This window comes from Brevundimonas olei, from assembly GCF_037055245.1.
Taxonomy (GTDB): Bacteria; Pseudomonadota; Alphaproteobacteria; order Caulobacterales; family Caulobacteraceae; genus Brevundimonas; species Brevundimonas olei.
On the sequence record NZ_CP146369.1, the window covers coordinates 1,278,395 to 1,302,787 of the forward strand.

General features: G+C 67.6%; 17 protein-coding genes and 1 tRNA gene. 1 reads left to right on the forward strand and 17 read right to left on the reverse strand.

Annotated elements, in window-relative coordinates; all coding sequences use genetic code 11:
* Nucleotides 1-10 precede the first annotated feature (10 nt).
* From V8J38_RS06120 to V8J38_RS06200, 17 genes are all read right to left on the reverse strand, one after another.
* Nucleotides 11-1,132 carry a P1 family peptidase gene (locus V8J38_RS06120; protein ID WP_338578310.1) on the reverse strand — a complete coding sequence of 374 codons (1,122 nt, stop codon included), beginning with the start codon at nucleotides 1,130-1,132 and terminating at the stop codon, nucleotides 11-13.
* Nucleotides 1,129-2,745, reverse strand: a complete 1,617-nt coding sequence (locus V8J38_RS06125; RefSeq protein ID WP_338578311.1) for a dipeptide ABC transporter ATP-binding protein — start codon at nucleotides 2,743-2,745, stop codon at nucleotides 1,129-1,131. The genes V8J38_RS06120 and V8J38_RS06125 overlap by 4 nt, the downstream gene beginning before the upstream one ends.
* A 2-nt stretch (nucleotides 2,746-2,747) precedes the next feature.
* Nucleotides 2,748-3,605 carry an ABC transporter permease gene (locus tag V8J38_RS06130; protein ID WP_291776394.1) on the reverse strand — a complete coding sequence of 286 codons (858 nt, stop codon included), beginning with the start codon at nucleotides 3,603-3,605 and terminating at the stop codon, nucleotides 2,748-2,750.
* Complete coding sequence (locus tag V8J38_RS06135; protein WP_338578312.1) at nucleotides 3,602-6,136, reverse strand: ABC transporter substrate-binding protein; 2,535 nt, start codon at nucleotides 6,134-6,136, stop codon at nucleotides 3,602-3,604. Before V8J38_RS06135 ends, V8J38_RS06130 begins: the two co-directional genes overlap by 4 nt.
* 173 nt (nucleotides 6,137-6,309) lie before the next feature.
* Nucleotides 6,310-7,155, reverse strand: coding sequence for a phosphatase PAP2 family protein (locus V8J38_RS06140; protein WP_338578313.1), 846 nt, complete (start codon nucleotides 7,153-7,155; stop codon nucleotides 6,310-6,312).
* Nucleotides 7,156-7,178: 23 nt separating this feature from the next.
* The gene (locus V8J38_RS06145; protein ID WP_338578314.1) at nucleotides 7,179-8,759 is read right to left on the reverse strand and encodes an alkaline phosphatase D family protein; all 1,581 of its coding nucleotides are present in this window, start codon (nucleotides 8,757-8,759) and stop codon (nucleotides 7,179-7,181) included.
* Nucleotides 8,760-8,826: 67 nt separating this feature from the next.
* Nucleotides 8,827-10,956: a TonB-dependent receptor gene (locus V8J38_RS06150; protein ID WP_338578315.1), complete on the reverse strand. Its 2,130-nt coding sequence runs from the start codon at nucleotides 10,954-10,956 to the stop codon at nucleotides 8,827-8,829.
* Nucleotides 10,957-11,070: 114 nt separating this feature from the next.
* Nucleotides 11,071-12,402, reverse strand: coding sequence for an aspartate aminotransferase family protein (locus tag V8J38_RS06155; RefSeq protein ID WP_338578316.1), 1,332 nt, complete (start codon nucleotides 12,400-12,402; stop codon nucleotides 11,071-11,073).
* Between the two features lie 133 nt (nucleotides 12,403-12,535).
* Nucleotides 12,536-14,740 (reverse strand): TonB-dependent receptor, encoded by a 2,205-nt coding sequence (locus V8J38_RS06160; RefSeq protein ID WP_338578317.1) that lies wholly within the window; start codon nucleotides 14,738-14,740, stop codon nucleotides 12,536-12,538.
* 282 nt (nucleotides 14,741-15,022) lie between these two features.
* Nucleotides 15,023-15,589 (reverse strand): cupin domain-containing protein, encoded by a 567-nt coding sequence (locus V8J38_RS06165; RefSeq protein ID WP_291776380.1) that lies wholly within the window; start codon nucleotides 15,587-15,589, stop codon nucleotides 15,023-15,025.
* A 4-nt stretch (nucleotides 15,590-15,593) separates the two neighbouring features.
* Complete coding sequence (locus tag V8J38_RS06170; protein ID WP_338578318.1) at nucleotides 15,594-16,880, reverse strand: acetylornithine deacetylase/succinyl-diaminopimelate desuccinylase family protein; 1,287 nt, start codon at nucleotides 16,878-16,880, stop codon at nucleotides 15,594-15,596.
* A gap of 10 nt (nucleotides 16,881-16,890) precedes the next feature.
* Nucleotides 16,891-17,988 (reverse strand): 3-isopropylmalate dehydrogenase, encoded by a 1,098-nt coding sequence (gene leuB, locus V8J38_RS06175; RefSeq protein WP_338578599.1) that lies wholly within the window; start codon nucleotides 17,986-17,988, stop codon nucleotides 16,891-16,893.
* A gap of 4 nt (nucleotides 17,989-17,992) precedes the next feature.
* Entirely contained in the window at nucleotides 17,993-18,757 is a 765-nt protein-coding gene (locus V8J38_RS06180; protein ID WP_338578319.1) for a glucose 1-dehydrogenase, read from the reverse strand.
* 15 nt (nucleotides 18,758-18,772) lie between these two features.
* Nucleotides 18,773-20,218, reverse strand: a complete 1,446-nt coding sequence (locus tag V8J38_RS06185) for an aldehyde dehydrogenase family protein (protein ID WP_338578320.1) — start codon at nucleotides 20,216-20,218, stop codon at nucleotides 18,773-18,775.
* 173 nt (nucleotides 20,219-20,391) lie between these two features.
* Nucleotides 20,392-20,883, reverse strand: coding sequence for a redoxin family protein (locus V8J38_RS06190; protein WP_338578322.1), 492 nt, complete (start codon nucleotides 20,881-20,883; stop codon nucleotides 20,392-20,394).
* A gap of 33 nt (nucleotides 20,884-20,916) precedes the next feature.
* Nucleotides 20,917-20,990, reverse strand: a tRNA-Cys gene (locus V8J38_RS06195).
* Nucleotides 20,991-21,085: 95 nt separating this feature from the next.
* The gene (locus tag V8J38_RS06200) at nucleotides 21,086-22,513 is read right to left on the reverse strand and encodes an amino acid permease (RefSeq protein WP_338578323.1); all 1,428 of its coding nucleotides are present in this window, start codon (nucleotides 22,511-22,513) and stop codon (nucleotides 21,086-21,088) included.
* Between the two features lie 329 nt (nucleotides 22,514-22,842).
* On the opposite strand from V8J38_RS06200, the gene V8J38_RS06205 reads away from it, so the two are divergent.
* A complete protein-coding gene (locus V8J38_RS06205; RefSeq protein WP_338578324.1) occupies nucleotides 22,843-24,351 on the forward strand; it encodes a hypothetical protein in 1,509 nt (502 codons plus the stop codon).
* The last annotated feature ends 42 nt before the right edge of the window (nucleotides 24,352-24,393 follow it).

The following is a 24,393-nucleotide window of genomic DNA, read 5'->3' on the forward strand; positions in this document are numbered from 1 at the left end:
GGGTCATTGATTACATCTCCCGCCAGGTCTTGCCGGTGACGCCTTCATAGTTGGTGGCGTGATAGACGCCGCGCGCCACGGCGCGAGCCAGCACGTCGGCGGCGACGTTGCCGAGCTGAGCGACCACGACCTGACGCAGGGCCGGATTGTCGATGGTCTTCTTGCCGGTGGACAGGCTGAACAGGGTGTCGCCGTCGAAGGGCGCGTGGGCGGGGCGGATGGCGCGGGCCATGCCGTCCTGCGCCATGATGGCCATGCGCTGAAGCTCCACGCGGGTCAGGGCCACGTCGGTGGCGATGCAGGCGATGGTGGTGTTCTCGCGCGGCTGGGGCTGGAATTTGGACGCGCCCCAGTCTTCGGCCGAGGCGTGCAGGCCCGATGAGCCGAGGCCCCCGAACTCGTCGCCGATCTCATAGGGGGCGGCCCAGAAGCTCTTGCCGCCCGGCGCCACGACCGAGCCGACGCTGTTGACCGCCACGATGGCGCCGACCGTCCAGCCCGAGGCCATGACCGCCGAGGCCGAGCCGATGCCGCCCTTCAGCGCGCCGGCCTCGGCGCCATAGCCGGCGCCCGCCGTGCCGAGGTCGAAGCGGTCGCCCGCGGCCTCCAGCGCCTGAACCGACAGGCGGCGGTAGGGCGGCTCCATCTCCCACCGCTTGTTCCCGCCGTTGGCCAGGTCGTAGAGGCAGGCGGTCGGGATGATGGGCGAGGGCGGCACGCCCGGCGCCCCGCCCATGCCGTAGCCGCGCCCGCGCATCCCCATCCAGGCCGCGACGCTGTCGGCGGAACCCAGGCCATAGACCGACCCGCCCGACAGGATGATGGCGTCCACCTCCTGCACCAGATTTTCGGGGCGCAGCACGTCGGTCTCGCGCCCGGCGGGGCCGCCGCCGCGCACATCCACGGCGGCCGTGGCGGGCTTTTCGGCCAGGATGACGGTGACGCCGGTGCGGACGCCCGCGTCATGCGCCTGACCCACCTTGAGGCCCTCGACGTCAGTGATGAGATTGAGCGGCCCGGTGCGACCGGCCGTTCGGGCTGCGGATTGAGCGGCGGGTTTGGCGCTGGCGGCGCCAGCGGCGGAGGCTGCGGCGCCGATCAGGGCCGAGCCGAGGACGGTTCTGCGGTTCATCCGGCGGTTTCCTTTTCCAGAGCTTTATTGCGGACCAGATCCGGCGTCGCCGCCAGAAGTTTCTGCGTATAGGGATGCGATGGCGCGGCGAAGACGGCGGCGGTTTCGCCCTGTTCGACGATCTTTCCGGCCTGCATGACCAGCAGGCGATCCGTCACGGTGCGCACGACGCTGAGGTCGTGGGTGACGAAGAGATAGGACAGGCCGAGGCGATCCGACAGATCGGCCAGCAGGTCTAGCACCTGCGCCCGCACCGAGACGTCCAGCGCCGACACCGCCTCGTCCAGACAGATGACCGACGGCTCGGTGATCAGGGCGCGGGCGATGGCGATGCGCTGGCGCTGGCCGCCCGAGAACTCGTGCGGGTAGCGGTCGGCGGCGGCGCTGTTCAGACCCACGCGCTCCAGCATTTCGTCGACGCGGCGACGGGCCTCGGCGGGGCTGGGGCGGGTGTCCAGCAGGTGGAAGTTTTCGGCCACCAAGTCGCTGACCTTCCAGCGCGGGTCGAAGCTGCCGTAGGGGTCTTGGAACACCACCTGGATGTCGCGGCGGATGGATTTCAGCGCGCCGCCGCGCGCGGCGGTGATGTCGCGGCCCTTGACCCGGACGCGGCCCGCCTGCGGCGTTTCCAGCGCGAGGATGGCGCGCAGCAGGGTGGATTTGCCGCAGCCGCTTTCGCCGACGAGGCCGACGCTCTCGCCCGGCTGGATCGACAGGCTGACCTGATCGACAGCGCGGAATGTTTTGGCCTTGCCGAAAAGCGCGGGCGCGCCGCCGTATTCGCGCACCAGGCCCTCGACTTGAAGCACAGGGGCGGCGTCGGCTTGCGGGACGCTGAGGCGCGTCGGCGCGTGGGTGGCGTTGGCCAGCAGGCGCTGGGAATAGGCGTGGGCCATGCCGGTGCGGATGCGGTCGACGGGCGCTTCCTCGACCAGTTCGCCGTCCTTCATCACCGCCAGACGGTCGGCGGTTTCGGCCACGACGGCGAGATCGTGGGTGATGAGGATCAGGCCCATGCCGTCCTCGCGCACCAGCCGCTTCAGCAGGTCCAGCACCTGAGCCTGGGTCGTCACGTCCAGCGCTGTCGTCGCCTCGTCCGCGATCAGCAGTTTCGGCGTCAGGGCGATGGCGATGGCGATGGCGACGCGCTGTCTCTGGCCGCCCGACAACTCGTGCGGATAGCGGGTCAGGGGGAAGCGCTCGGTGGGCAGGCCGACGCGGTCGAGCACGGCGCGGGCGACGGCGAGGGCTTCCTTGCGCGACGCCTTCTTGTGCAGGCGCACCGTCTCGGCGACCTGATCGCCGATGGTCATGACGGGGTTCAGTGCCGTCATCGGCTCCTGAAAGATGATGCCCACGTCGCGGCCGCGCATCTGCTGCATGACGGCGTCGGGGGCGTTCGAGACGAGCTGGCCGTTCAGATGGATCTCGCCCGTCATGGTCGCGCGCGGCGGCGTCAGGCCCAACACGGCCAGGGCGGTCATCGACTTGCCCGAGCCGCTTTCGCCGACGAGGCCGAGAATCTCGCCGGGGGCGACGGACAGGCTGACGGTCTTCAGGATCGGCGTGGACCCGATCGACAGGCTGAGGTCGCGGATATCGAGGGCGGTCATGCTCAACGCTCCCGCCGCACGCGCGGGTCGAACAGGTCGCGCAGGCCGTCGCCGGTCAGGCTGAGGCCCAGGACGGTCACGAAGATGGCGAGGCCCGGCATGATGGCCAGCCATGGCGCGAAGCCGATCATGGTCTGGGCCTCGGCCAGCATCCGGCCCCAGCTGGGCGCAGGCGGCTGGGCGCCCAGTCCGACATAGGACAGGCCCGCCTCGGCGACGATGCCGACCGCGAACTGAATGGCCGCCTGAACGACCAGAAGGCTCATCAGATTGGGCAGGATGTGCTGGACCGAGATCAGGGCTTTCGACTTGCCCGCCGTGCGGGCCGCCAGAACGTATTCGCGGGTCCACAGCCCTTGCGCCGCGCCGCGCGCCACGCGGGTGAAGACGGGGATGTTGAAGACGCCGATGGCGATGACGGCGTTGATCGCGCCCGGTCCCATGACGGCGGTGATCATCACGGCCAGCAGCAGGGCGGGGAAGGCGAAGATCAGGTCGTTGCCGCGCATGACCAGTTCGTCGATCCAGCCGCCGCGCGCCGCTGCGGTCAGGCCCAGAGGCGTGCCGACGCCGACGCCGATGCCGACGGCGACGAAGGCCACGATGAGCGAGTTCTGCGCCCCCGCCATGATCATCGATAGCACGTCGCGGCCGAAGTGGTCCGTGCCCATCCAGTGGGCGGCGGAGGGAGCGGTCAGCTTGGCGGCGATGTCGACCGCCTCGACGTCATAGGGCGTCCAGACCAGGGCCAGCAGGGCGGTCGCCAGCACCACGGCGGTTAGGCCTGCGCCGACGATCAGCGACAGGGGCCAGCGCACGCGGGGCTTGGCGGGGGCGGTGATAGCGGGGGCGTCGGTCATGCGCGGCGTCCCCTCAGGCGCGGATCAGCGAACAGATAGGCCAGGTCGATCAGGAAGCTGACCAGAACCACGGCGAAGACCAGTACCACCACCACGCTCTGGACCACGATCAGGTCGCGCTGGGTGATGGCCTGGAACACCAGTCGGCCGAGGCCGGGCAGGGAGAAGACGTTCTCGATGATGATGCCGCCCGCCAGCAGGAAGGGAAACTGAAGGCCGAGGATAGTCAGGACCGGGATCCAGGCGTTCCTCAGGGCGTGGCGCCATAGGGCCTGGTTGACGCTCAGGCCCTTGGCGCGGGCGGTGCGGACATAGTCCTCGTTCATGGTGTCGAGCAGGGCGGTGCGTAGGACGCGGGCGAGAATGGCGGCCTGCGGCGCGGCCAGAGCCACGGCGGGCAGGATCAGGGCCTTGAAGGCGGGCCAGAAGCTGGCGCTCCAACCGGGGAAGCCGCCCGCCGAGAACCAGCCCAGGTTCACCGAGAACAGCAGGATCAGCAGCATGGCGATCCAGAAGTTGGGCAGGGCGACGCCGACCTGCGTCACGCCGATCAGGCCGGTGTCGATGGCCGTTCCCCTGCGGCTGGCGGCGGTGACGCCGATGGGCAGGGCGACCAGCAGCGACAGGACGGTGGCCATCAGGGCCAGCGGCGCCGAGACGGCCAGACGTTCGGCGATCAGGCCGCCGACCGGCACCTGATAGGTGTAGCTGGTCCCGAACTTTCCGGTCAGCAGGTCCCCGAGCCAGGCGAAGTAGCGCTCAAGGCCCGAGCCTTCGAGGCCCATCTGCTGGCGCAGGGCGGCGATGCTCTCGGGGCTGGCGTTCAACCCCATCATATAGCTGGCCGGATCGCCCGGCACGACCTGCAGCAGCAGGAAGATGACCACGGTTGCCGCCAGCAGCGTCAGGGCGTGACCGCCCAGTTTCTTCAGCAGCCAGGCGGCGCCGAAGCGCCAGGCGACGAAGACGAGGAGCGCCGCGCCCGCAATCAGGCTGATCCAGCCCCAGGGCAGGCCGCCGCCGGTGCGCTCGGCGCTGGCGGTCGTCGCGGCGCCCGCGCCGGTCCAGTAGGCGCCGGTCACGTCATTGGCGGCGATGGGGCCGTTGATCCACAGGCCGCTCACGTCCGCCTTCCACACGCCGATGCGCGAGGACTGGAACAGGAAGCCGTTGACCGCGTCATCGGCGATGCGGCGTTGCAGGTCGCCCAGCAGGCGGTTGCGCGTCGGCTCGTCAGGGGCGGTGTTTACTTCGGCCAGCAGGGCGTCGAAGGCGGGACTGTCGTAGCCGAAGTAATAGTCCTTGCGGCCATAGATGTCGTAATCCATCGGCTCGACGTGCTCGACGATGGTCAGGTCGAACTGGCGGCGCTTGAACACCTGATCCAGCCACTGGGCCCATTCCAGATTCTCGATCCTGGCGCGGATGCCCGCCTGGGCCAGTTGCGAGATCAGCACCTCGCCGCTGCGCCGGGCGTAGGGGCGGGGCGGCAGGCGCAGCGTCACGTCGATGCCGTTGGGATAGCCCGCCTCGGCCAGCAGCTGACGCGCCTTGGCCGGGTCGTGCGGATAGAGGCCGGTCAGGTCGACATAGCCCGGCGCCTGACGCGAATAGTGGCTGCCGATCGGCTGGCCGAAGCCGAACATGGCGCCCTGAATCAGGGCGTCGCGGTCGATGGCGTAGGACAGGGCGCGGCGCACCCGCACGTCGTTGAACGGGGCCCTGGTGTTGTTGATCCCCAGAATGACCTTGCCCTCCGAGGCGCCGACGACGACTCGGAAGCGCGGGTCGCGCTGGAACTGGGCGACGTTTTCGGGCGCGGGATAGTTGGGGAAGGCGTCCACGTCGCCGGCGCTGACGGCGGCGAAGGCGGCGGTCGGATCGCTGATGAAGCGGAAGACGACGGTGTTCAGGCGAGGCGCAGGCCCCCAGTAGCCGTCGCGGCGGATCAAGGTCAGCTGGCTGCCGCGCTGCCAGCTCTGCAGCTTGAACGGGCCGGTGCCAATGGGGGTGACGGCGTTGGTCGCGGCGCTCTTGGGCGAGACCATGACCGCGTCGCCCCATGCCAGAACGTAGGGCAGGGTCGCCATCGGCCGCGACAGGTGGATGCGCAGAGTCGCCGGATCGACGACCTCGACGTTGCGGATCGGCTCAAACAGGGCCTTCTGGGCGTTGGTGGAGCCTTCGGCCGTGATGCGGTCGAGAGAGAATTTGGCGACGACGGCGTCGAACGGCGAGCCGTCCGAAAATGTCACGCCGCGCCGCAGGTGGAAGGTCCAGGTCAAGCCGTCGGGGGCGGCTTCCCACGACTCGGCCAGGGACGGGGCGACGGCGCCGTTTTGGGTCAGCCGGGTCAGGCCCTCAAACACGTTGGCGTAGACGACTTCATCCACCGCCGCTGCTGCGCCCGAGGTCGGATCGAGGTTGGGCGGCTCCAGCGGCAGGCCCAGCAACAGTCGGTCACGCGGCGCCTGCGCCTGAACCTGCGGCGCCGTCAGGCCCCAGACGACGCACAGGGCCAGCGACAGCATAAGCGTGATCAGGCTGAACCGAAGTCCGCCGTTCCGGCCGCGCCGTCGGGATGCTGTCGCGACGCGTGTCGCCCCTGTCTTCGTCACCTGCCCTCGATCTCCCCCTTGCGACGTGGCCGATCTTCGTCAGCCTACGTCATGGATTTGCACTCACGCCATTGATTAAGCGCGCCTCACCACGGCTGGCGCGCCAGCGAGGCGGGGCAGGCGGCCGTGGCCTCGGTTGCGGCGACGCGGGCGGCGTCGAACTCTTCCTTGGCCTTGGCGAAGTCGGCCTGGAACGCCGGATCGGCCTTCAGCCGGGTGACGATGGTCGCGCCGACGATGCGGCCCGCCTCGACGTCGCTGGGATAGTGGACGCCGCAGACCGCACGGCTTTCGCCATAGGCCAGACCTCGGCGCAGGATGGCGTCGGCGCGGTCGGGCGCCAGTTCGGCCAACACCAACGACCAGGCCCAGCCCAGCGCCGAGTGGCCCGAGGGATAGGAGCCGCTGGCCGCCAGCCAGACCTCGGGCGCGATGCAGGTCGGCAGAGGTTCGACCACGAAGGGGCGCTTGCGGAAATAACCCTTCTTGGCTGGGGTCTGGATCATCTCCAGATCGCCCAGCATCTTGCCCATTAGCAGGGTCAGGGTCGGCATCTGTTCCGGCTGGAATTTGAAACCGAGGGCGCAGTCGAAGGCGCGGGGAGCGCCGGGCGTCTCGATCTCATTGTCGGCTCGGGCGATCTCCCAGCGTTCGGTCCCTTCCAGCGCGCGCATCTCACGATAGGCGGCGATGTCGGCCTGTTCGCGCAGGGAGCCTTCGGCGGGCGGCGGCGGCAGGAAGTTGGCGGCGTTGGGCGTGTTCTCGGCCGTCAGATAGCCGTGCGGGTGATCGCGGAAGCCCTCCCAGAAGGTCACGGGCGCGGCGGGGGCGACGACTGCCGCCGTCTGCGTCGAAACCGCGCCGGCGCAACCGCCCAGGGCCAGGGCGAAGCCCATGGCGATGAGAGAAGAAGCGAGGCGCGGGGTGGTCATGGCGGAACTCCGGTCGGAAAGGATCATGCGGCGACGGCGCCGGGGCGGCCCGATTCAACGGTCCAGGATTTCAGGGTCGACAGGCTGGCCTTGGGATCGCGCACGTCGCTGATGACCTGATAGCGCGTATCCATGCGGTCGGGGCGCACGTCGATCGACATATAGCCGCGCGGGCGGCTGTCGAAGAATTTCACCTGCGGATTATTGGGCATGACGGCCATCAGGCCTTCATAGCTGGGGCCGGTCGAGGTGATGGAGGTGCCGACGAACTCGGTCGCCACGGTGGCCGATGACGGGTCGCGGCTGTCCAGCTTCACGTCATTGGTCCAGAAGGAGTGGTAGTCGCCGCTGAGCACCACCGGGTTGGACGGCTTCAACTCGGACAGGGCGCCGGTCAGGCGGTCGCGCGCGGCGGGGAAGCCGTCCCAGGTGTCGGTCCAGTAGCGGTTTTCCTCGGCCGGGCTGCGGGCCAGACGCAGGCCCGCCATGACCAGATTCTGGCCCAGGATATTCCAGCGCGCCTCGGCGCGGGCCAGGCCGTCATAGAGCCAACGCTCCTGCTCGAAGCCGAGGAAGGTGCGTGACGGGTCCAATCGGTCGGTGCAGGTCGCGTCAGTGACGATCTGGCCCTTGCCGCCGTTTTCGCCGTCGCTGCACGGCTGTTTCGAACGGTATTGGCGGCCGTCCAGCATGAAGAACTCAGCGAGGTTCCCGTAACGGACGCGGCGATAGATGGGCATCTGCAGGGCGGCGCTCAGGCGCGTGCGGCGGATCGGCATGGCCTCATAGAAGGCCTGATAGGCGGCGGCGCGGCGCTGCAGGAAATCGTTGGGCGACACGCCCGACATCTTGGACCAGACGCCGGAATAGTCGTCTTGAACCTCGTGGTCGTCCCACACGGCGATGCAGGGGGCGACGGCGTGCAGGCGCTGCAGGTTGGCGTCCGTCTTGTGCAGGGCGTAGCGGTTGCGATAGCCCGCCAGCGATGTCGCTTCCTCGAGGTTGTAAGGGCGCACCACCTGGTCGGCGCGGTCCGGCACCAGGCTGTATTCATAGATGTAGTCGCCCAGGAACAGGGTCAGGTCGGGCTGCTCGTCGGCCATATGGCCATAGGCGCTGAAATAGCCGCGCTCCCAGTGCGAGCAGGAGGCGACGGCCAGACGCAGGCGGTCGGCGGCGGCGTTCGGAGCGGGCGTGGTCAGGGCGCGGCCGGTCGGGCTCAGCTGGCCCTGGGCGATGAAGCGATACCAGTAGGGGCGGTGAGGGGCGAGACCCGTTACCTCGATATGGACGCTGTGCGCCGCGTCGGTCGAGGCGGTCACGTTCCCGGCGGCGACGATGCGGCGGAACTGGTCGTCGGCGGAGACTTCCCAGCGTACGGGGATGGCGCCCGACAAGCCGCCAAGCCCATCGGCGGCATGGGGATCAGCCGCCAGCCGGGTCCAGATAACGAAGCCGTCGTGGGCCGGATCGCCGCTGGCGACGCCGAGCGGGAACAGATAGGCGCCGCCCGCCTGCGCCCGGCCGAAACTGAGCACGGCGGGAGCGACGACCAGACCCGTCACCAGGGCGCGGCGATCAAGGCGGGAAGACGGAAAGGACATCAGTTCATCAGTCAAAAGGCGCAGGGCGGGCCAGCCGAAGCCGACCCGCCCTGCTTGGGAGGAAGCCTTAGAAGTCCATCGACAGGCGCACGCCGTAGGTGCGGCCCTGGCTGGGCGAGGTGGTCGGCCGCGACGAGCTGTTGAAGCCGTTGCGGGTCTCTTCATAGTAGGTGTTGAACATATTGCGCACCCACAGGCCCGCCCGCCAGTTGGCCCCGGCCGGTGAAACGCTGAAGTTGGAGTTCCACAGCCAGAAGGGCTCGATGATCGACGAGGCGCTGAGCGAGTAGAGTTCGTCGCGGTAGTTGTAGTTGGTCTCGGCGCGAAGCTCCCAGCCCGCCATTTCCCAGTCATAGGAGATGGCGCCGCCGTAGTTCATCTTAGGGAAGGCCAGGCGTTCGCCGGAGCGGTCGTTGGTGATGATGACGTCCCAGGGGCCGTCGACCGGGTTGGCGGCGTCGGTCGCCGGTCCGTCGATGGCGTTGTATTCATCATACTCGCCGGTCTTGTAACCGATGTTCTGGCTGATGGTCAGGCCGTCCATCGGCACCCAGGTCAGCTCGATCTCACCGCCCATGATGTGCGACTTGGGCACGTTGGTGATCTTGCCGAGGCGGCCGGTATCGCGGTCGTATTCCAGCCCCTGAACTTGCTGGTCCTTGTAGTCATAGTAGAACAGGGCGCCGTTCAGACGTAGGCGGCGATCGAACAGGTCGGACTTGATGCCCGCCTCATAGGCGATGACGATTTCCGGCTTGAACGGGGTCGCAGAGGTGGCGTTGTAGGTGGTGAAGCCGCCAGATTTCACGCCGCGCGCCACGCTAGCGTAGAACAGGGCGTCATCGGTGACCTTATACTCCAGCCCCAGTCGACCCGAGACTTCGTTGAGGTCGGTGTCGTAGGTGACGGCGGGCGGCGGCGGATTGGGCGCGACATAGGTGCCGCCGCTCTTGAGCGTCCGCTCTTCCGTTTCCCAGCGCAGGCCGGCGATCAGGTTCAGCCGCTCGTTCACCTGATAGGAGTTGTGGGTGAAGATGCCGAAGGCCGAGACGCTTTGATCATAGGCGGTGTCGATCAGGTTCGGGTTGCCCCGGAACTCGGTGTAGAAGCCGCCGTCGATGCTTTCGTCGGCATAGTGGGCGCCGACCATCCAGTTGAACGGGCCGTCGCCGTTCGAACTCAGGCGCAGCTCTTGAGCAAAGACGTCGATGTCATTGTAAAAGAGGACGTTCGACTCGTGGAAGCGGGTGCTGTCCCAGTCGTTGAATTCGCTGCGCGAGAAGGTCTGATAGGCGGTGATCGACGTCAGGTCGGCCCAGCCGAGATCGGCGCGGATGCGGGCGTTGATGTCAAAGCCGTCATTGTCGCGGAACGGCTTGGCGTTGGTCGAGACGCCCGCCTTGGCGGCCAGTTGCGGTGAAATCCCCCAGCCGGTGATGCGCCACGCCGTGTCCTTGGGATAGGTCACGCTACCGTCGGCGACGGTGTAGGGGCCAAGCAGGCGGAAGCCGCGGCCATCCGACTTGTCGATCGAATAGGTGGCGGCCAGATCGACGGTGACGGTCTCGCTGGCGTCCCAGGTCAAGCGGCCGCGGATGGCGGATTTGTCGAGGTCGCCCAGCTTTTCGCCAGTGTCGCGGTGATACTGCCAGGCGCCGCCCTGTTCGGTGACGGCGGCCAGGCGGCCCAGCAGGTTGGGCGCGATTTGGCCCGAGACATAGCCCTCGACCTTATAGCGGTCGAAGGTGCCGTATTCGGCGTTGAAGCCGGCCTGGAAGTCGACCGTGGGGGCGTTGGTGATGATGTTGACCGCGCCGCCGGTGGTGTTGCGGCCGTACAGCGTGCCCTGCGGTCCGCGCAGGACCTCCATGCGGGCGATGTCGAACAGAGCGCCCTGCGTGGTCACGGTGTAGGGGTGGGCCACTTCATCGACATAGATGCCGACGGTCGACGCGTTGTTCGAGGAGTATTCGCGCGCGCCGATGCCGCGGATGCGGAACTGGGGCTGGCCGCCGCCGAACTGGCTGTCGACCTCCATATTGGGCACGGCGTTTTCCAGGTCATTGACGACCGAGATGCCTTTTTCATCCAGTTGCTCGCCGCCGATGACGCTGAGGGAGACGCCCACGTCTTGGCTGGCCTGTTCACGCCGCTGCGCGGTAACGATGATCTCGTCGACGCGCGTAGCCTGATCCACCGATCGAGTCTCGCTTTGAGCGTCTGCGTTAGAGAAGGCGGCTATAGTCAGTAAGCTGACAGAAGACGCCAAGATATACTTCTTCATCTCATCCCCCTCAATACCATTGGTATTCTAAGGTGTGTTTTCTATGATGTTGGAAAGTCGATCGATCAACTCGTCGATCTGAGCGTGGCTGATAATCAAGGGAGGCGACAGCGCGATGACATCTGCCGTCACCCGTACTAAAATTCCGTCGTCAAACGCCTGGTGGAACACCTCAGTCGCGCGGGCGCCGGGCGCGCCGGGGCGCGGAGCGAGCTCGATTCCTGCGACCAGGCCCAGGTCGCGGATGTCGATGACGTGGGGCAGGCCCTTCAGGCTGTGCACTGCGTCCTGCCAGTAAGGCGTCAGTTCAGCCGCGCGCTGGAACAGGCCTTCGCTCTTGTAGACGTCCAGCGTGGCCAGCCCCGCCGCCGCCGCCAGCGGGTGGCCGGAATAGGTATAGCCGTGGAAGAACTCGATGCCCGGCCCCGCCGCGCCCTCGACCACCGTCTGATAGACGGCGCTGCTGACGCCGACGGCGCCCATCGGCACGGCGCCGTTGGTCAGCCCCTTGGCGCAGGTCATCAGGTCGGGCGTGACGCCCAGGGCCTCGGCCGCCGTCAGGGCGCCCAAACGGCCGAAGCCGGTGATGACCTCGTCAAAGATCAGCAGGATGCCGTGCTGCGCCGTGATCTCGCGCAGGCGCTCCAGATAGCCGACGGGGGGCACGATCACCCCGGCCGAACCGGACATGGGCTCGACGATGACGGCGGCGATCGTCTCGGCGCCGTGGGTCTCGATCAGAACCTCCAGCTCATCGGCCAGGTGTAGACCCCAGCTCGGCTGGCCGCGCGTGAAGGCGGCCTCCTCGAGATTAAGCGTGTGGGGCAGGTGGTCGACGCCGGGCAGGGTGAGGAAGCCGCGCCGGTTGTTCTCCAGTCCTCCCACGGAAATGCCGCCGAAGCCGACGCCGTGATAGCCTTTCTGGCGGCCGATCAGACGGGTGCGGTTCTCGAACCCCCTGGCGCTCTGACAGGCGAGTGCGATCTTCAGGGCGGTGTCCACGGCCTCTGACCCCGAACCGGCGAAGAAGACGTGGTTCAGGTCGCCCGGCAGCAGCATCCCCAGACGCGACGCCAGCTCGAACGCCAGCGGATGCCCCAGCTGAAAGGTCGGTGCGTAGTCCAGGATCTCGGCCTGGCGCTGGATCGCCTCGACGATCGGCTGGCGGGCGTGACCGGCGTTGACGCACCACAGGCCGGCGGTGCCGTCCAGCACCGCCCGACCGTCCGGCGTGAAGTAGTGCATGTCCCTGGCCGAGGCGAACAGGCGGGGCTGCGCCTTGAAGGCGCGGTTCGCCGTGAACGGCATCCAGAAGGGATCAAGGTCGTTTGCGGCCTTGCCTGCGCTTGCAGCGGTCATGCGGTCATCCTCTGTCTTTCGCCAGTAGCGGCCGAACCGCAACGAAAGGGAAGACTGTTACTTCCGTGACTTAATGTACGGATAAATATAGACAATTTACCCGCGTGCTCGATTTTTTGAGCGGGCCGAACGCTCAGTAGCGAAGCGTCAGCCGCGCGCCGATCGTGCGGGGACGGCCCGGCTGGGCGATGTCTGCGCTGGTGAAGAAGTTGCGCGTCAGATCGTAATCCTGATCGAACAGGTTGCGAGCCCAGAAGGCGATGGACCAGTCGGCGTTTTCAGGCCCCACGGTGATGCTGGCGTTGGCCAGCCAATAGGCCTCGACATCGTACTTGGCGCCTAGCCAGGACGGGTACTCGTCGCGATAGCTGTAGTTGGCCTCGGCCGTGACGGCGAAGCCGCTGACCGTCCAGTCGTAACTGACCGATCCGCCGTAGGACCACGCGGGGAAGGGGATGTTCTGGCCCGACTTGTCGATATAGGCGGTGACTGGCGGCGTCTCCTGGCAGGCGCCGATGTTCAGGTCGACGAAGTCGGTGTATTCGCCTTTCTTGTAGCTGAGGTTCTGGCTGATCCGCAGACCGGTAGTGGGGCGGAAAACGCCCTCGAGCTCCGCGCCGTAAATCTTGGAATCGGCGTTGGTGAAGCGGCCGACCGGGCCGTTGGCGCCGCAGACGGCCGACAGCACCTGCTGGCCGTTGTAGTCGTAGTAATAGGCCGCGCCGTTGATCTGGACCGCACGCGACGGGTCGGCCTTGAAGCCGAGCTCATAGGCCCACAGGATTTCCGGATCGAAGGGCTCGATGCCGCTGCTGTCGCCGGTGTTGTAGGTGGTGAAGCCGCCCGACTTGGCGCCCCGGCTGGCCGAGCCGTAGATCAGGACGTTGTCGACGGGCTTGAACTCCAGCGCCGCCTTGCCGGTCAGCGGGGTCATCTTGGTGTCGACGCTGGTCGGGGGCAGGGCGGTGGCGCCGCCGAAGGCCGAGCCGAAGCCTTCCAGCTCGCGGGTTTCTTCCTCGTAGCGCAGGCCCAGGATGGCCTTCCACCGCTCGGAGAAGGCGTATTCGGCCTGGCCGAACAGGCTCCAGGACTCTACCTTCTGGTCATAGGTGACCTGGGCGTAGGTGCCGTAGATGTCGATGAAGTCGGAGAAGTAGCGCTCGTTGAGATCCTGTTTGGAGTAGTAGAAACCGGCCACCCACGTCAGGGGGCTGTCGTTGTCCGAGGCCAGACGCAGTTCCTGCGACAGGACATTCACATCGCTGCCGAAGAAGGTGTCGGCCTCGACCGAGGCGCTGGAATCCCAGTCGCCGTATTCGCTGCGGTCCAGAGTCTCATAGCTGGTGATGCTGGACAGGTTCATGCCCTTGAGCGCCAGATTGGCGTTCAGCGAGGCGCCCCAGGATGAGTTATCGCGACCGGGCTTGGCGTTCACGTCGCGGCCGATGGCGTCAGCAAAACGCTGCGACAGGCCCCATCCGGTCTTGGAGCGGTCCTTATCGGCGGGGATGAGGTAGCTGGGGCGGTTGATCGCGCCGGTGTGCAGGTCGCTGATCAGATACAGGCCTTGGTTCTCGGACTTGTCGACGCCGCCGTGGACGTCGAGCAGGGCCGTGAAGGTCTCATTGGGCGTCCATTCCAGCAGGGCGCGGGCGCCGGTGCGGTCGGCGTCGCCCAGGCTTTCGCCTGTGTCGCGGTTTCGCTGCCAGGCGCCGCCTTGCTCAGTCGAGACGGCCAGACGGCCACGCAGGGTTTCGGCCAGCGGACCGGAGACATAGCCCTCGCCCCGGAACAGGTTGTGGCTGCCCCATTCGGTCATCAGCCCGGCGGACAGGTCTTCGGTCGGGCGTTTGGTGACGAAGCTGATGGCGCCGCCGGTGGTGTTGCGGCCGTACAGGGTGCCCTGCGGGCCGCGCAGCACCTCGACCCGGTCGATGTCGAAGATCAGCCCCTGGGTCATGACCGGGACCGGATAGGCGACCTCGTTCACATAGACGCCGACGGTGGGCGAGTTGTTGGAGGCGTAGTCCTGAAAGCCGACGCCGCGCATGCGGAACTGGGCCGCGCCGCCGCCGAAGGCCGGTTCGACCTCCAGATTGGGCGTGGCGTTCTGAAGCTGGTTGACGTTGGTGACGCCTTGCTGCGTCAGGCTTTCGCCGCTGAGGACGCTGAGGGCGATGCCGACATCCTGAGCCGCCTGTTCGCGGCGCTGGGCGGTGACGATGACCTCATCGACCGTGGTGGCGGTCGGTTCGTCGGGCGCGCGCTGCGCGGCGACGGAGGTGGCGGACAGGGCGAGCAGGGCCCCGGCGGAAACGCTGACCATCAGACGATTCATCGTCTTCCTCCCCATGAGGCCGCCGCAGTCTTTAAAGCCGCGTTCAGCCGTCGCGATCGGCACAACCCGATCGCTGAACTATCTCCGCTGCCGATGTTTTGTGCAACGCAGCATCAATATGCAGTTGCAATGACCGGCTGCGGAAAACCCTCTTCCCTCAGGGATCAGTAGTCGCCTGATGCCGAATTTGGGCAAGGCTGTTTCTTTGTTGGCCTATATCCCTGTCTGATATGGGAAAAATATTCCAATGATCGGAATACTGATCATTCGCAACGGCGCCCCTCAGAAGGTCGGCGGCGTGCAGGCGCTGATGACCACGCAGGGGACGTCGCCGATGTTGCGGAAGCGGTGCTGCAGGACGCTGGGGAACAGGTAGCCTTCCCCCGCCTTGAGCACGCGCGACTGGCCGTCGACGGTGACTTCAAGACGGCCCGAGATGATCATGCCGCCCTCTTCGCCCTCATGGGACAGCATGACCCGGCCGCTGTCCGAGCCGGGCTGATAGGTCTCGTACAGGATCTGCAGGCTGGAATCCTGGCTGGAGCCCAGCTGACGGTAGGAGACGTCCCCGCGCGAGATGTCGGTCAGTTCGTCGTGGCGATAGAAGTATTTGGTCGGGGTCTCGAACTCCGAGCTGAAGAAGTCGCCCAGAGATATGCCCGCCGCGTCCAGCAGTCGTTTCAGCGATCCGACCGAGGGGCTGGTGCGGCCGCTCTCGACCAGGCTGACGGTGCTGGACGGCACGCCCGCCTTGCGGGCCAGCGCGCGCTGCGACAGGCCGAGGCGGTCCCGAAGGGCGCGCAGGCGCGGGCCGATGATGTTCTCTTCTTCCGTATCGCCGCGCGCCATCTCGCTAGCTCCGCTTGCGGGTCAACAGATCATAGGCCGCTCGCGCCATGACCTTGGCCGAGTTGCTCATGTCGTCGATGCCGACCCATTCGTCCGGCTGGTGCGCCAGATCCAGCACGCCGGGGCCGTAGGCGATGCAGTCCTTCAGCTTGCCGATGCGGTCGATGTGCTTCTGGTCATAGGTGCCGGGCGAGCAGACGAACTGGGCCTTCTTGCCCAGCACCGTCTCGATGGCGGCGGCGGTGGTGCTGGCCACCGGGCCGTCGCGGTCGGCCATGCTGGGCGCCACCTGGAACAGGTCGCGCATCTCATAGCGGAAGCCGTGGCGCTGGGCCGCCAGTCCGTCGAGGATGGTCTTCACCTCGCCCTTCACGTCCTCCAGCGTCTCTTCGATCAGGAAGCGGCGGTCGATGACCATGCGGCTGGAATCGGCGACGCAGGGCGCGGGCAGACCGTCGAAGCCCTCGGCCTGACCGCCGTGGATGGAGTTGATGTTCATGGTCGACTGGCGGGCGCCCTCGGGCACAACCGGCATGTCGGAATGGCGGGCGGCCATGGCCGGATAGAGCTTGCTCTCGAACTCCACCATCACCGCGCCCATGTGGCGGATGGCGGAATCGCCCAGGAAGGGCATGGAGCCGTGGGCGATGCGGCCCTTGGTCTCGATCTCGGCCCACCAGACGCCGCGGTGGCCGATGCAGACCCGATCCACGTTCAGCGGCTCGGGGATGATGACGTGGTTGACCTTTGGTTCGGAGAACCAGCCGCGCTCGGCCAGATAGGCGACGCCGCCGTATCCGCCGGATTCCTCGTCCACCGTGCCCGAGATTTCGAGCGCGCCGGGCAGGGGCAGGCCGGAATCGATCAGGGCCTCGACCGCGATGATGGAGGCGGCCAGTCCGCCCTTCATGTCGCAGGCGCCGCGACCGTAGACTTTGCCGTCTTTCACCTCGCCGCCGAAGGGATCGACGGTCCAGCCGGCGCCGACCTCGACCACGTCGATGTGGCTGTTGAAGTGGACGCAGGGGCCGGGTTCGCTGCCGGTCCAGCGGGCGATGACGTTGGTGCGGGGATACTGGTCGCTGTCGCCCGGCGAGCCCTCGCCGCGCACATATTCGACGGTGAAGCCGCGCTTCTTCAGCCGCTCGCCGATGTATTCAGCGCACGGGCGGTAGGCCTCGCCCGGCGGATTGATGGTGGGGAAGCGGATCAGGTCCTGGGTCAGGGCGACCAGTTCATCGGTGCGGCCGTCGATCAGGTCCATGACGGTCTGCAGGGTAGGGGCGCTCATCGGTCGAACCTCACGCGAACTGGGCGTCCAGCGCGGCCAGAACCGCGTCGGTCATCTGAAGGGTGGAGACGGCGGCGACGCCGGGGTGGGCGATGTCGGGGGTGCGGACGCCGCTGGACACGACCTGTCGCACGGCGCGTTCCAGCGCATCGGCCAGATCGGCGCGGTCGAACGACCAGCGCAGGCACAGGGCGAAGGACAGGATGGTGGCGATGGGGTTGGCGACGCCCTGGCCCGCGATATCGGGCGCCGAGCCGTGGATCGGCTCATACAGGCCCCGGCTGCGCCCGCCTTGTCCAAGGCCGGACAGGGAGGCGGAGGGCAGCAGGCCCAGAGAGCCGGTCAGGGCCGCCGCCGCGTCGGACAGGATGTCGCCGAACAGGTTGTCGGTGACGATGACGTCGAACTGGTCCGGTCGCCGCACCAACTGCATGGCGCAGTTGTCGGCGTACATGTGGCTCGACTCCACGTCGGGATACTCGGCCGCGACCTCGCTCGCCACCGCCCGCCACAGGGCGCCCGTCTCCATGACATTGGCCTTGTCCACCGAGCAGACGCGGCGCTGGCGCGTGCGGGCCAGCGCGAAGGCGGTGCGGCAGACGCGGGCGATTTCGGCCTCGGTGTAGGCCTGGGTGTCATAGGCGCGGCGCTGGCCGTCTGCGTCCACTTCATTGGCGCGGGGCAGGCTGAAATAGACGCCCGCCGTCGCCTCGCGCACGATCAGGATGTCGAGGCCCCGGATCAGGTCGGGCTTCAGCGCCGAGGCGTCCAGCAGTTCGTCGAAACAGACGGCGGGGCGCAGATTGGCGTAGAGGTCCAGCGCCTGACGAAGGCGCAGGATGCCCATCTCAGGCCGCTGGGCGCGGGGCAGGTGGTCCCACTTAGGCCCGCCGACGGCGCCGAACAGGACGGCGTCTGACGCCAGCGCCTGATCCACCACGTCCTCGGCGATGGGCGCGCCGACGGCGTCGATGCTGGCGCCGCCCGCCAGGGCTTCGCTCAGTTCGATGCGCAGCCCGGCGTTCCGCGCCCAGTCGACGACGCGCAGGGTCTCGCGGATGATCTCCGGCCCGATGCCGTCGCCCGGCAGAACCAGCAGCTTGAACACGCGGTCAGATGCAGCGGCCACCGTCGACCTCCATGGCCACGCCTGTGATCATCGAGGCGTCGTCGGAGCAGAGGAAGGCTGCGGCGGCGCCCATGTCCTCGGGCGTCGAGAAGCGGCCGATGGGGATGGAGGAGAGGAATTTGGCCCGCATCTCGGGCGTGTCCTCGCCCATGAAGGTCTTGAGCAGGGGGGTGTCGCCCGCCACCGGGTTCAGGGCGTTGACGCGAATCTGGAAGGGGGCCAGTTCGACCGCCATCGCCCGCGTCGCCGTGATGACCCAGCCCTTGGAGGCGTTGTACCAGGTCAGGTTCGGCCGGGGACTGACCCCGCCGGTCGAGGCGATGTTGAGGATGGCGCCGGACCCTTGCGCCTTCATCGCCGGGACGAAGGCCTTCGACATCAGATAGATGGCGCGCATGTTGACGCTGGCGATGCGGTCGAAGGCTTCGTCCGACAGTTCGTCCAGCGGCTGGGGCGTGTGGCCGACGCCCGCGTTGTTGACCACGATGTCGACGCCGCCCAGCAGGCGGTTCGCGGTTTCGGCCAGAGCAGCGACGTCAGCGGCGCTGGATACGTCGACCTTCACGCCCAGATCGGCGTCGCCCAGTTCAGCGGCCAGGGCGCGGGCGGCCTCGCCGTTGAGGTCGGCGACGATGACGCGGGCGCCTTCCTCGGCGAAGCGGCGCGCGATTCCGGCGCCGAAGCCGGAGGCTCCGCCCGTGACGATCGCTCGCTTGCCCTCCAGCCGCTTCGATCTGCTCTCCCCCAAGACGCCTACTCCCTGCTATCCGTGATGAGCCGCGACGGTCTTCAGGGTGGTGAAGGCGTAGAGCGCCTCGAACCCTTTTTCGCGACCGTGGCCCGATTTTCCGACGCCGCCGAAGGGCAGTTCGACCCCGCCCGCCGCGCCGTAGTTGTTGATGAAGACCTGTCCGGCCCGCAGCCGCTTGGCCAGTCGCATCTGCCGCCCGCCGTCGGCGGTCCAGACCCCGGCGACGAGGCCGTAGGGCGTGCCGTTGGCGATGGCGACGGCCTCGTCCTCGGTCTCGAACGGGATGACGACGACGGCCGGGCCGAAGATTTCCTGCTGCGCCAGCGGATGATCCGGCGCGACATTGGCGAACAGGGTGGGCGCGACATAGGCGCCGCCCGACGGCAGGTCGCCCAGCGTCGCCTGCGCCACGATCAGGCCGTCGGCGCGGCCCTTGTCGATGAAGCCTTCGACCATGACCTGCTGCTTCTTCGACACCAGCGGGCCGACATCGCGGTCGTTCATGGCGGGGCCGACGGTCAGGGCGGCGAAGCGCTCGGCCATGCGGCGCACGACCTCGTCATAGACGCCGCGCTGGACCAGCACGCGCGATCCGGCCGAGCAGGTCTGGCCCGCGTTCTGGGCGCCCGCGTTGACCAGGAAGGGCAGGGCCTTGTCCAGATCGGCGTCGTCGAACACCAACTGGGGCGACTTGCCGCCCAGCTCCAGCGTCACCGGCACGGCGTTGATCGCCGCCGCCTGCTGGATGGCCACGCCCACCCCGGTCGAGCCGGTGAAGGACAGGTGGTTGATCCCCGGATGGGCGGCCAGCGCCGCGCCGGCCTCGGCGCCCGTGCCGGTCACGACGTTCAACGCGCCGTCGGGCAGGCCGCAGTCGGCGGCGATATGGGCGAAGGCCAGGGCGGTCAGCGACGCCTGCTCGGCGGGCTTCAGCACCACGGCGTTGCCGACGCACAGGGCGGCCACGACCGAGCGGCCGATGATCTGCATCGGATAGTTCCAGGGGATGATGTGGCCCGTCACCCCGTGCGGCTCGCGCAGGGTGTAGACGGTGTAGCCGTCCTGGAAGGGAATGGTCTCGCCGTGCAGCTTGTCGGCCGCGCCTGCGTAAAATTCGAGGTAGCGGGCCAAAGCGAGGACGTCGTTGCGGGCCTGCTTCAACGGCTTGCCGACGTCCAGCGCCTCAAGCTCGGCAAGCAGGTCGATGCGGGCTTCGACCTCGCGTCCCATGCGAGCGAGGATGCGGCCGCGCTCGACGGCCGTCATGCGGCCCCAGTCTCCGTCGAAGGCGGCGCGCGCGGCGTGGACGGCGGCGTCCACGTCGGCGGCGGTTCCGGCGGCCAGCGCACCCATGACCTCGCCCGTCGACGGGTTCTCGATCGGCAGGGTCGCTTCGCCGCTAGCGGGGCGCCAGACGCCGCCGATGAAGACCTTATCCGTGGAGAAGGGGGCGGCCATATCGTCTGCTCACTGTGAAGGCGATCCCCTCTGGTTCGCCGTCCAGGATAGTGGGCACGATAACGGATCAGGCGCCAAGCCCTTTATGGTTTTTGTCTAAGTCACTGATTTTGTGTTCGTGATGCTCAATAAAATGAGCATTTGACGCTGGGGCAAGCAGACGCGGGCGTCTTTCACGCGGCGGTTGCAGGCTCCAGCAACAGGGCCATGATCTCGGCGCCCAGCATCATGTCCGAGACGGGGCCGAAACGGCGCATCCGCATACGGCCCAGCCGGTCGACCAGCACCAGACTGGGCGTGCCCTGAAGATTGAAGGCGGTCATGGTGCGCGGCGCGGTGGTGTCGGCTGAAGGCGCGTCGACGGCGACGGGGAAACGGCAGCCGTGCTCGGCCAGCCATCGGATCAGGCCCGCGTGGTCCGACTGCTGGTCGTGATGCTCGAACACGCTGTGGACGCCGAGGACGGCGACCTCGCCGGAGGTGAAGGTTTCAGCCACGCGCCGGGCCTGGGGCAGGGCGTAGTGGGAGCAGCCGGGGCAGAGGCGTTGCAGGAAGGCGATGCAGACGACCTTGCCGCGCAGGTCTTCCAGACGCACCGGGTCGGGCGTGTTCAGCCATTCCACGGCGTCGATCGGGGGCGCGGGGCGATGCATGGGGCGACGCATGGGGGGCGGCTCCTGAACGGCAGGGCGCCCCGATGGAGGCCGGACCTGGAATCGAACCAGGCTGGACGGATATGCACTCCGCCGCGTAACCGCTCCGCCATCCGGCCATCGGGGCGAGGCGTCTGGATAGCAGGCGGCGCCGGGGACCGCCTGGGCCGGTTGAGGATTAGCGGGGGCGCCGGTCGCAGCGCCCCTGTATGGATCAGTCGGCGGCGGCCTGTTCGGCTTCCTTGGCCTCGCGGCGGGCGACGCTGAAGCGACGGCCATAGAGCAGATAGGCGCCGACGCCGATCACGTTCCAGATCAGGAACCACGCTTGCGTTTTCTGCGGCAGGCTGGCCAGCAGATAGAGGCAGCCCGCGATGGCGATCGGGCCGATGACCCAGGCCATAGGCGTGCGGAAGCCGCGCGGCAGGTCGGGCGAGCGGCGGCGCAGGATCAGCATACACAGCGCCACCGAGCTGAAGGCCACAAGCGTCCCGGCGTTGGCCAGGGCGACGATCTCGTCCAGCGGGAAGAACAGGGAGATGGTCCCCACCACGACGGCGGTGAAGGCGGTGATGCGCAGCGGCGCGCCCTTGGCCGACAGTTGCGACAGGCCGCGCGGCAGCAGGCCGTCGCGCGCCATGACGAAGAAGATGCGGCTCTGGCCATAGAAGAAGGCCAGGATGACGGTCGGCAGGGTCAGCACCGCCGTGACGGCCAGGAAGTGGGCGGCGCCCGGCTGGCCGATCTCGCGCAGGATCAGGGCCAGCGGCTCGGGGCTGTTGGCGAACAGGGTGAAGGAGGTCGCGCCCAGGGCCGCCGTGGCGATGACGGTGTAGATGGCCGCGCAGGCCAGCATGGAGCCGACGATGCCGATGGCCAGGTCGCGCTTGGGATTGCGGGTTTCCTCGGCCGCCGTGGCGATGGCGTCGAAGCCGTAGAAGGCCGAGAAGATGATGGCGGCGGCGGCCATGATGCCGCGCTCGACCCCATCCTCGCCCATGGTGCGGCCGAAGCCGTAGGGGCTGAACGGCTCCAGATTTGCGGCGTTGAAATGGGGCAGGGCGAACCAGACGAAAAGCACCAGGGCCGACAGCTTCACGACCACCAGGGCCAGGTTCAGCGTGGCGCTCTTGCGGGTGCCGATGATCAGCATTCCGGCGATGACCAGGATGATGAACAAGGCGGGCACGTTGGCGACGCCGCCCGCGTGCGGTCCCTGCATCAGGGCCATGGGCAGGCCCAGCCAGTCGTGCAGCAGGGGCGCCGCATAGCCGGACCAGCTGACGGCCACGGCGCTAACCACCAGGCTGTATTCCAGGATCAGGCTCCAGCCGATGACCCAGGCGACGACCTCGCCGATGACGACATAGTTATAGGTATAGGCGCTGCCCGAGGCGGGGATGGTCGAGGCCATCTCGGCATAGGCCAGGGCGGCGCAGGCGCAGACGAAGCCCGCGATCAGGAAGGACAGCAGGACGGCCGGCCCGGCCTTGTCGGCACCGATGCCGATCAGGGTCAGGATGCCGGTGCCGACGATGGCGCCCACGCCCATGGCCACCAGATGAGGCCAGCTGAGGCTGCGGGCCAGGCTGCGTTCCTGCGCGTTGACAGTGATGCGCTTGCGCACGTTCCAGCCGCCCATTCGGGATCTCGTCTTCTTTGCGTGTCGGGGGCCGGCGAGCAGACCGGCGCGTCCTGTTGCGTCAGACGCGTCCGCGACACAAGGGGGCGTGGGCTTCAAGGCGTCGTCCGATGACCGGCGGATGAGGACCGTCAATCTCCGTTACCGGACAATTCGTCACTCAAACGGCGAGAAAACGGCAAGAAACCTAAGCCGATCCGTCACCGAAGCGCGCAAGCTTCGGAAACAGCAGCCGCTATCCATGCCGCCGAGGCAGGAGGGAAGCAGGGTCATCCGCGGCGGATGAGCCGCCCACTGTCGCATCCTTTGACCAGACCGGTGGAATGACGATGAACAGCAGCTTCAAGACCCTGCTCGCCGTGGCGGCCAGCGCGCTCGCCTTGGCGGCCTGCGGCGGTTCGGCCGAGGTGGCCTCGCCGGGCGAAGGCGATTTCGGCAACGGCGGCGGCAACAATGGCGGGGGCGGCAACAACGGCGGCGGCAACGGCCAGGCCGCCGCTGACTGCCCGACCGGCTTCGCCAACGTCGGCACCATGGCCAACGGCACGCTGCGCAACTGCCAGCTGCCGCAACAGATCAACGGCTCGCTGACGGTGCCGCTGCGCGCCGGCACCATCTATTCGATCTCGGGCCGCACGGCCGTCGGCACGGACGGCGGCGTCGACGCCTCGGCCAACACGGGCACGCAGGGCATCCTGACGGTTGAGGCGGGGGTGACCATCTTCGCCTCGGGTGGCGGCGACTACCTGCTGGTGAACCGCGGCTCGCAGATTTACGCCGAGGGCACGGCCTCGCAACCGATCATCTTCACCAGCCGCCAGAACGTCGAAGGCACGACGAACGAGAATTCGCACGGTCAGTGGGGCGGGATCGTCCTGGCCGGTCGCGCGCCTCAGGCCAACTGTCAGCTGACCGCGCCGGTCACCTGCACCGGCCAGGTCGAGGGCACTAACGCCTTCTACGGCGGCGGCAACGCCAACGACAACTCGGGCCGTCTGCGTTACGTCCAGATCCGCTACTCGGGCTTTGAGATCTCGACGGGCAACGAACTGCAGGCCCTGACCCTGGCCGGCGTCGGCGCCGGCACCACCATCGAATACGTCCAGTCCTACAACTCGTCGGACGACGGCATCGAAATCTTCGGCGGCAACGTCAATCTGAAGCACATCGTCATCAACGGCGCCGACGATGACGCCTTCGACACCGACACCGGCTGGCGCGGCGGCGCCCAGTTCGGCATCGCGACCCAGCGCGCCCCGAACGCGACCAGCCGCTCGGCCGGTTTCGAGTTCTCGGCCGCCCCGGCCTCGACGCCGCTGGCCCAGCGCTACAACTCCCAGCCCAAGATCGCCAACTGGACCCTGGTGGGCCGCAACTCGCCGACCGACGCCCATACCGTCGCCCACTTCGACACGGGCACGAAGCCGACCGTGATCAACTCGGTCTTCACCAGTGCTTCCGGTTCTCTGGCCGGCTGCCTGGACATCGCCGACCCCGACACGGCCAGCGTGAACCCGGTGTTCAACTCGGTCTTCATGTCCTGCGGCATCTCTTACCGTGCGTCGAACGCGGCCCTGTCTGAACCGATCTTCACGGCCGGGACGAACAACACGGCCAAGGGGACCTCGACCCTGACCGCCCCGACTTCGGGCGTGACGATCACCAACCAGGTCCTGACCTTCATCAACGGCGCCAATGAAACCGCCGTGACCCCGGTCAAGGCTTCCAGCGTCCACTCCGCCTTCGTCGACACCGACTACATCGGCGCCGTGAAGAACGCTTCGGACACCTGGTGGCAGGGCTGGACCTGCGGCCTGACCGCCAACGCGAAGTGCTGATGAACCCTCTGGCGAGGCGGCGGTCCGAAAGGGCCGCCGCCG